Here is an 8,001-nt window from a genome sequence, read left to right on the forward strand (position 1 = left end):
GCGCTTTTCTATCAGGGGATTGCTTGAGATGTCCGTAAACACCATCGAGTCAGAAAATGCGCAACCGGTTGCGCAGACTCAACCCAGCGAACTGATCTACCGCCTTGAAGACCGCCCGCCGTTGCCGCAAACGCTTTTTGCTGCACTCCAGCATCTGCTGGCGATGTTTGTCGGCGTGATCACGCCCGCGCTGCTTATCTGTCAGGCTCTGGGTTTACCGGCTCAGGACACGCAACACATCCTTAGCATGTCGCTTTTCGCCTCCGGTGTGGCCTCTCTTATTCAAATCAAAGCATGGGGTCCGGTTGGTTCTGGCTTGTTGTCCATTCAGGGCACCAGTTTTAACTTTGTTGCGCCGCTGATTATGGGCGGTACCGCACTGAAAACCGGTGGTGCGGATGTGCCCACCATGATGGCGGCGCTATTTGGCACCCTGATGCTGGCAAGCTGTACAGAAATGATCATCTCACGCATTCTGCCGCTGGCGCGCCGCATTATCACTCCGCTGGTTTCAGGTGTTGTCGTGATGATTATCGGCCTGTCGCTTATTCAGGTTGGCCTGACATCTGTCGGCGGCGGTTTTGCGGCCATGGGTAACAACACCTTTGGCGCACCGAAAAACCTGCTGCTGGCTGGAGTGGTTCTGGCAATTATTATTCTGCTCAATCGCCAGCGTAACCCTTATCTGCGCATCGCTTCGCTGGTGATAGCCATGGCTGCCGGTTATGTCCTGGCAATGATGCTGGGTATGCTGCCGGAATATAACGCCCCGGCAGAAACAGTCATGGTGCCTACGCCGCTCTATTATGGCCTGAGCATTGACTGGAGCCTGCTGCTGCCGTTAATGCTGGTGTTTATGATTACCTCCCTGGAAACCATCGGCGATATCACCGCAACCTCTGATGTTTCTGAACAACCGGTTACCGGCCCGGTGTATATGAAACGCCTGAAAGGCGGCGTACTGGCTAATGGCCTCAACTCTTTTGTTTCTGCCGTATTTAACACCTTCCCCAACTCCTGCTTTGGTCAGAACAACGGTGTTATTCAGCTGACCGGTGTTGCCAGCCGCTATATCGGCTATTTTATTGCTGTGATGCTTATGCTGCTTGGGCTGTTCCCCGCAGTCAGCGCATTTGTACAGCAGCTGCCAGAGCCTGTGCTTGGCGGCGCTACGCTTGTGATGTTTGGTACTATCGCCGCATCCGGCGTGCGGATAGTCTCACGCGAACCGTTGAACCGCCGCGCCATCCTGATTATTGCATTATCCCTGGCTGTTGGTCTGGGCGTTTCGCAACAGCCGCAGATCCTGCAATTCGCGCCGGACTGGTTGAAGAACCTGCTCTCTTCCGGCATCGCCGCGGGCGGCATTACCGCTATTGTGCTGAATCTGATTTTTCCACCAGAGAAAAACTGAGTAACACTATGGCAACGGGGTAATAGCCGTTGCCAGACTCCTCTCCTTTCCGTATTCCGCCCTTGAGCATTGCGCATAAATCGTGCATAACACCCTTATTGACACTTCGGGGATGGAAGATCATGAAATTTCTTGGAAAGCTAATTTTCGCTATTGTTATCGTCCTGTTGGTAGCGATACTGGCCGTCTATATTCTGCTGCAAACGCGCTGGGGCGCAGCGCAGGTCAGCCGCCTGGTCAACGACAATAGCGACTATCACCTCACGTTTGGCGTGATGGATCACCGCTTTTCATCTCCTTCCCACGTCTTATTAAAAGACGTGAATTTTGGCCGCAAAGGCCAGCCCGCAACGCTGGTTGCCAAAACGGTAGATATTGGCTTCAGCAGCCGGCAACTGACCGATCCGTTGTATGTCGATACTATTTTGCTGCAAGACGGCACACTTAACTTGTCTCCGGCCGCCGCACCACTGCCTTTCCGGGCCGATCGCTTACAGTTAAGTAATATGGCTTTTAATAGCCCGGCAACCGGCTGGGAGTTAAGCGCGCAGCGTGTGACCGGCGGTGTTGCGCCCTGGCAGCCAATCGCAGGGAATGTTCTTGGCAGCAAAGCCCAAATTCAAATGAGCGCAGGCTCGCTAACATTAAACAGCGTTCCCGCCAGCAATGTGCTTATCCAGGGCAGTATTGATAACGGTGTTGTTACGCTAACAACTATTGGCGCTGATATGGCGCGTGGTTCGCTCACCGGCGATGCGCAACGCGATGCTGACGGCGGATGGCAAATCAAAAACCTGCGACTGACCGATATCCGCCTGCAAAGCGATAAATCGCTCAGTGATTTTTTCGCGCCGCTGACCACGCTGCCGTCGCTGCAAATCGGTCGCCTGGAAGTGACGGATGCGCGTTTGCAGGGGCCTGAGTGGGCGGTGACCAATCTCGATTTGAGTTTGCGCGACCTGACGCTGAGCAAAGGCGACTGGCAAAGCGATGATGGCAGGCTGTCGATGAATGCAGACGAGTTTATTTACGGCTCCCTGCATCTGTTCGATCCCATCCTGAATGCCACATTCACCGCGCAAGGCATTGCGTTACAGCAGTTCACCACGCGCTGGGAAAACGGCATGGTGCGTACCTCCGGCAACTGGCTGCGTGAGGGCCATGCGCTGGTTCTGGACGATGCGGCGTTCGCGGGGCTGGAGTACACCCTGCCCGAAAACTGGAAACAGTTATGGATGGATGAACTTCCACCCTGGCTGGACAGCATGACGCTGAAAAAATTTAGCGCCAGCCGCAATCTGGTGATTGATATCACGCCGGAATTTCCGTGGCAGCTTACCGCGCTGGATGGTTACGGCGATAATCTGCAACTGGTTCGCGAGCGCAAGTGGGGCGTATGGGGCGGTTCGGCAAAATTTAACGCCGCGGCGGCAACGTTTAATCGTGTAGATGTGCGTCGCCCGTCTCTGGCGTTAAATGCTAACAGCGGCACGGTGAATATCACCGAAATGAGCGCTTTTACCGGCCAGGGATTACTTGAAGCCAATGCCGTGGTTGCGCAAACGCCCGATCGCAGCGTTAAAGTAAGCCTTAACGGACGCGGCGTGCCGGTGAATATTTTGCAAGAGTGGGGCTGGCCTGCAATACCGATAAGCGGCGATGGTAATTTGCAACTGAGTGCCACTGGCGCAGTGCGCGCCGATGTCCCATTGAAGCAAACAATTACTGCCGACCTGCAAGTTATCAATACGCAGAAACAGCAGGTGAAGCAGAGTATGCAGGGCGGCGTGGTTTCAGGCAGCGAGGTCACTCCCCCACCAGAGGCGTCGGAAACGCCCCCTTCTTCTGAGAATTAGCAATTCCTGCGCAGCCGCCAGGCAGGTTTTAGCCCTGTTCCATACCAGAAGAGGGCCATGCGTTTTAAAGCGTTATACGAAACGCATCTCCCTGCGGCGACAACATTACACCTGATTCGCCGCGGTAATGTGTCGCCTCTTCTACAGCAGAAATGTGCAGGATATTGCGCAAACACAGCGTCCAGCCCTGAGCATCGCCTTCTGAGCTGACGCTGATTACGCCGCCTTCGCGCCGGGCGTAGAGCCGAAAGATAACGTCCCCATTTTCGCCAGGCACTTCGCACAGCGCCTCGCGCCCCTCATCCAGCGCGAACAGATGAAATGTAGCGCCCTGATGCCAGGGATAATCTGGCCGCTGTTCGTTATTACCCAGCGCAAGAAGGGTGTTGTCGCGCACATATACCGGGAGGCTCATAAAATCGTGACGCTGCGTATACCAGCGGCTACCATCGAGCATGTCGTTATGCCACAGATGCGTCCAGCGCCCTTCGGGCAGATAAAACTGCACGTCTCCCGCCTCGCTAAATACCGGGGCAATCAGTAACGAATCACCGAGCATATACTGCCGGTCGAGGTAGTCGCAGGCGGGATCGGCAGGAAAAGCCAGCACCATAGCGCGCATCATTGGTAAACCGCGCTCGCTGGCAAACGCAGCCTGGCGATAAAGGTAGGGCATCAGCCGACATTTCAGGCGGGTGAAATGGCGCACCACATCACAGGCTTCGTCATCATAGAGCCACGGCACCCGGTAAGATTTGCTGCCATGCAGACGACTATGGCTGGAGAGCAGGCCAAATGCGCACCAGCGTTTATAGACATGCGCAGGGGCGGTATTTTCAAAACCGCCGATATCATGACTCCAGAACCCGAAGCCAGACAGGCCAATGGAAAGCCCGCCGCGCAAACTTTCGGCCATCGATTCATAGTTGGCATAGCAATCGCCGCCCCAGTGCACCGGGAATTTTTGCGCCCCGACGGAGGCGGAGCGGGCAAACAACACCGCCTCCTGCTCGCCAACGGTTTCTTTCAGGACATTCCACACCAGCTCGTGATAGAGATAAGCAAAATGGTTGTGCATCTTCTGCGGACATGCACCGTTATGCCACACCACATCGACAGGAATACGCTCGCCAAAGTCGGTTTTAAAGCAGTCCACGCCGAGTGCGACAAGCTCTTTGAGTTTGTCCGCATACCACTGACAAGTATCAGGGTTAGTAAAATCATAAATCGCCAGCCCTGGCTGCCATTTATCCCACTGCCACAGCGAACCATCCGGGCGCTTCAACAAATACCCTTTCTCTTTCAGCTCGTTGAAAACAGGCGATTTCTGGCCGATATACGGATTTATCCAGACACAGATTTTCAGGCCTCGCGCTTTCAGGCGCTTGATCATACCTGCCGGGTCCGGGAAGGTAACCGGGTCCCACTCAAAATCACACCACTGGAAAGCCTTCATCCAGAAACAGTCAAAATGGAAAACATGCAGCGGAAGCTGTCGCTCCGCCATACCATCGATAAAGCTGTTAACCGTCTCTTCATCGTAGTTCGTGGTGAAAGAGGTGGTAAGCCACAGGCCAAAGGACCAGGCGGGCGGCAATGCCGGGCGGCCGGTCAAAAGCGTGTAACGATCTAATACCTCCTGCGGAGTCGGGCCATCAATCACCAAATACTCCAGGTACTCGCCCTCAACGCTGAACTGCACTTTAGAGACTTTCTCCGAGCCGATTTCAAACTCCACCGCTTCCGGGTGATTAACCAGCACCCCGTAGCCACGGTTGGTCAGGTAGAACGGGATATTCTTATAAGCCTGTTCAGTACTGGTTCCTCCATCACGGTTCCAGGTCTCCACACTTTGCCCATTGCGCACCAGCGCGGTAAAGCGCTCGCCAAGGCCGTAAACCGTTTCACCAACGCCTAAATCCAGCCGCTCAAACAGATAATTGCGCCCACTGTTACTGTCCTGCACATAACCATTATTTTTCATCTGACTGCCGGTGATACGCTTACCACCGCGTAAAAAGTCAATGGCCCAGTTGTCACCTTTGCCTACCCGAACGGTTAGTTCGCCGCTTTGCAGTTGTGCAAACGCTTCGTTGTTGCGTATCTCTACAGGCACATTTTGCGCAATATTCAGCGGAAAATGCGGCCCGTTATTGAGCGCGCCCTGAAAATGCTCGATGCGAACACCGATAATGCCTTCCTGCGGCGAGAAAAAGCGCAGCGTAAAAAGAGGCGTATCCAGCTGCCAGCCTCGCTCGCGCACATCGCGCGGTGCTGCATAGACCACCATCTCCGAGCCATGCTGTTCAACGTCAAACACCTGTATCGGCTGGATTAACGTCAGCCCCGGTTGAATAAGCCAGTTGCCATCACTAATTTTCATACCCTTCTCCTTACTGGAATTCTTCCTGAGCGTTGACGCCTCCGAACCCAGGCTGCTCCCGATGTTTGCCATGCGCAAGCTGCACCATAATGATCTTCAGGAACGGCGTAGTCAGGGTGTAATAGCGCTTAGCGATAAAGGCACTCAGCAGGTAACAAACCGCCGGAACCAACGTGAAAAGACCAATGATAATACTGAGGGTGGTGCTGTTCTGACTCTGAGCGGCAGCGTTGTACCCGCCACCTGCCAGCGCCCAGCCAATCAACGCGCCGCCAACCGCCAGCCCCAGCTTCAGCACAAACAACGTGCCGGCAAAACTGATACCGGTCAGGCGTTTACCATTGCACCACTCACCATAATCAACCGTGTCTGACATCATTACCCACTGGATAGGGGTGACAAGCTGGTGCAAAACACCAATGGCGAAAATAAAGGCGAACATAGTGATGCTGGCCTGAATCGGCACAAAGAACATGCCAATACTCAATACGGTAAGCGCAGCATTGGTCCACCAGAAGATAGTGACTTTGCATTTCCAGTCGGTGAGCGGCTTCGCCAGCGCACTACCAATCAGGTTACCGACGCAGTAGGTCGTGAGAAACGCAGTGAAAATGGCGGCATCCCCCATGATCCAGGTGACGTAATACATCATTGCGCCGCCACGTACACATACGGCCAGGATATTAAGGATGGTAAGCAGCCCGACGATGCGCCACTGGTCGTTTTGCCAGATGTCGCGCAAATCTTCACGCATTGGCGTGGTATTTGGCGGGGCCTGAATACGCTCTTTGGTGGTGAAAAAGCAGAATGCCAGCATCATAAAGGCCGCAACAGCAAGCACCGCAATCCCACCCTGGAACCCGGCCACTTTGTCTTCACCACCGATAAAGTTTACCAGCGGCATCATCAGCACGGTGGAGAGCATTCCTCCCGCAGTCGCCAGTACAAAACGCCAGGATTGCAAAGAGATGCGCTGCTGCGGATCGTTGGTAATGACGCCACCAAGCGCACAGTAAGGAATATTTACCACGGTATAAAGCAGGGTGAGCAGCGTATAAGTGATTGCGGCGTAAACCATTTTACCGCTGGTACTCAAATCCGGCGTGCTATAGGCCAGTACGCACACCACGCCAAACGGCAGCGCACCGAAGATTATCCACGGGCGAAATTTCCCCCAGCGGCTGCGCGTGCGGTCTGCAATAAGCCCCATGCACGGGTCGGAAATGGCGTCCAGCGCACGCGCCAGAAGGAACATGGTGCCGACAAACCCGGCGGGGATGCCAAAGATATCGGTATAGAAAAACATCATGTACAGCATTACGTTATCAAAAACGATATGGCTCGCAGCGTCGCCCATACCGTAGCCAATCTTTTCTTTCACAGAAATTATCTGACTGTTCATTTTGATTCCTTAACGCATAAGAAGTACGCGAAAACCGTTTTGAAAGTTGTAAACGATCGGTTTTAAGGGGGGAATTGCGATTTCTGGTATTCAGATTATGTTTCTTCTTTTCTGTGATCGTGGTTCCTTAAGCGCATGCAGAAATGCTAACATTCAGAAAAATCAGAGATTTATCATAAACCGCCGTTAACCACGGCAGCAGAATGAGAAAATTTATGGTGGGGGGATGTGGTAAATACTTGAAAGTAGCTATAATGCGCCCGCCTCCATGTAGCAATGCAGGCGCGGAAGATCGTCGTCTCCGGTGAGGCGGCTGGACTTCAAATCCAGTTGGGGCCGCCAGCGGTCCCGGGCAGGTTCGACTCCTGTGATCTTCCGCCAAAATGCCTCCTCACCCATCCGAGAAAGTCTTAAAAACCCTTTATTTTCAATAATAATAGTGGGTTAATCATCCGTAACTGTCCGAGAAAATCTCTCTGAATCCATGAAAAATATGTATAGTGATGTGTATAAATTTTTTATACACATTTTTGACTTATACACATGCCACTAACAGACATACAAATTAAACGAGCAAAGCCCCAAGACAAGCCCTACACATTGAACGATGGGCAAGGCCTATCATTGCTTATCAATCCCGATGGCTCGAAGGGCTGGCGTTTCCGTTTCCGCTTTGCCGGGAAAGCACGGTTAATGTCATTTGGCAGTTACGAACTTGTGAGCCTCGCAGCAGCACGTGAGAAACGCGATACAGCTCGCAAGCAGGTAGCAAACGGCATAGACCCAGTGGAAGAACGTAAAGCCCAAAAACTGGCACAGTGAATCGCCACGGATAATCTAGACACTTCCGAGCCGTTGATAATATTGATTTTCATATTCCGTCGGTGGCATCTGATCACTCGAACCATGCCGACGCTTACTGTTATAAAACATTTCGATGTAATCA

6 protein-coding genes and 1 tRNA gene are annotated in these 8,001 nt (G+C 53.1%); 4 read left to right on the top strand and 3 right to left on the bottom strand.

Annotated features, from left to right (window positions below):
* Positions 1–28: 28 nt before the first annotated feature.
* Positions 29–1,414 (top strand): nucleobase:cation symporter-2 family protein, encoded by a 1,386-nt coding sequence (locus ACTU3N_RS20060; RefSeq protein WP_443087897.1) that lies wholly within the window; start codon positions 29–31, stop codon positions 1,412–1,414.
* A 122-nt stretch (positions 1,415–1,536) separates the two neighbouring features.
* Complete coding sequence (locus tag ACTU3N_RS20065) at positions 1,537–3,270, top strand: AsmA family protein (RefSeq protein WP_443087898.1); 1,734 nt, start codon at positions 1,537–1,539, stop codon at positions 3,268–3,270.
* Between the two features lie 64 nt (positions 3,271–3,334).
* Here the strand turns inward: ACTU3N_RS20065 and yicI are convergent, their stop codons facing one another.
* Both yicI and ACTU3N_RS20075 read right to left on the bottom strand, forming a co-directional pair.
* Positions 3,335–5,653, bottom strand: a complete 2,319-nt coding sequence (gene yicI, locus ACTU3N_RS20070; RefSeq protein ID WP_443087899.1) for an alpha-xylosidase — start codon at positions 5,651–5,653, stop codon at positions 3,335–3,337.
* Positions 5,654–5,663: 10 nt separating this feature from the next.
* On the bottom strand, positions 5,664–7,055 hold the full coding sequence (locus ACTU3N_RS20075) for a glycoside-pentoside-hexuronide family transporter (protein ID WP_443087900.1): 1,392 nt from the start codon (positions 7,053–7,055) through the stop codon (positions 5,664–5,666).
* A gap of 286 nt (positions 7,056–7,341) precedes the next feature.
* Between ACTU3N_RS20075 and ACTU3N_RS20080 the strand changes: the two genes are divergently transcribed.
* Both ACTU3N_RS20080 and ACTU3N_RS20085 read left to right on the top strand, forming a co-directional pair.
* Positions 7,342–7,436, top strand: a tRNA-Sec gene (locus tag ACTU3N_RS20080).
* A 162-nt stretch (positions 7,437–7,598) separates the two neighbouring features.
* Positions 7,599–7,877, top strand: coding sequence for an Arm DNA-binding domain-containing protein (locus ACTU3N_RS20085; RefSeq protein WP_443087901.1), 279 nt, complete (start codon positions 7,599–7,601; stop codon positions 7,875–7,877).
* Positions 7,878–7,892: 15 nt separating this feature from the next.
* Here ACTU3N_RS20085 and ACTU3N_RS20090 read toward each other — a convergent pair.
* Positions 7,893–8,001, bottom strand: a 109-nt coding sequence (locus tag ACTU3N_RS20090; protein WP_140417647.1) for an IS3 family transposase, incomplete at its 5' end; no start/stop codon positions are given.

Source organism: Vagococcus sp. WN89Y (assembly GCF_052220145.1).
GTDB lineage: Bacteria > Pseudomonadota > Gammaproteobacteria > Enterobacterales > Enterobacteriaceae > Kosakonia.